The 414-nt window shown below is 61.6% G+C and carries 1 protein-coding gene; it reads left to right on the top strand.

Translation table 11 applies throughout. From position 1 onward, the window contains the following. Positions 1–96: 96 nt before the first annotated feature. A partial coding sequence (locus tag F8M74_RS37355) for a hypothetical protein (RefSeq protein WP_163884792.1) occupies positions 97–414 on the top strand: 318 nt, incomplete at its 3' end.

Below are 414 nucleotides of genomic sequence, written 5' to 3'. Positions count from 1 at the left end.
TCACCATATCGTCGATCGTGCTCATGTGCCGCTAGGCAGGAGAAGAATGGCTGTGCGGGTGCCTCGGGTAGCATCCCAGGCAGAGACGGAGACGCTATGACATCAGATCAGATCCAAGAACTCGCCCGCTTGGTGGCCGCCCAGGTATCGGCTCCGCCGTGGTGGCCCTACCTGCTGATGGTCGTGCTCGCCGCGGCCGGGACCTTCGCGGGTGCGGCCCTGAAACGTCGGGGCGAGAACTACGCCACCACGGCTGATTTTGAGACGCTCAAGATGCAGTTGGTCGCCAACACCCATGCCACAGAGGAAGTGAAGGCAGCGCTGGCTGGGCGCAGTTGGATGAAGCAGCAGCTATGGGGTCAGCGCGAGAAGTACTACATGGAGTTGCTGGGGCAACTGAGTGAGGTAGGAAGG

This window comes from Myxococcus sp. CA023 (assembly GCF_010998615.1).
In the GTDB taxonomy this organism is placed as follows: domain Bacteria; phylum Myxococcota; class Myxococcia; order Myxococcales; family Myxococcaceae; genus Myxococcus.
This window is presented reverse-complemented; position numbering and strand designations above follow the sequence as displayed.